The organism is Chryseobacterium sp. SIMBA_029 (assembly GCF_046535275.1).
Taxonomy (GTDB): Bacteria; Bacteroidota; Bacteroidia; order Flavobacteriales; family Weeksellaceae; genus Chryseobacterium.
Window position 1 is genome coordinate 1 of sequence record NZ_JAWRXA010000146.1, and the last position, 316, is coordinate 316.

The 316-nt window shown below is 30.4% G+C and carries 1 protein-coding gene; it reads left to right on the plus strand.

Translation table 11 applies throughout. The features are described 5' to 3' along the window. The coding region (locus tag SB679_RS23570; protein ID WP_410704695.1) for a hypothetical protein at positions 1-316 on the plus strand (316 nt) is incomplete at both ends.

Here is a 316-nt window from a genome sequence, read left to right on the forward strand (position 1 = left end):
CAATAGTTCAAATCAATTGTTAATTCTAAAGAGAATTGGTTCAAAAAAAATATCAATACCTCCTCCACCACCACCATCCAAGACAGGGTATTCAAAATATCAAAAAGATAGTATTGATAAAGCTACCCAACAATACTATTTGGATTATCTTCAACCCAAAACGTCTGCATACAAGCTCACTCAAGAAGAAGCTAGTACTTTGAATTTGCTAATTAATTCTATTCCAATAGAAGATAAAAAAGATGTTTATCCTAAATATCCTACGGTAGACGGTTTTAGTTATGATTTTCAAATTATTTATTCTGATGGAAAAGTT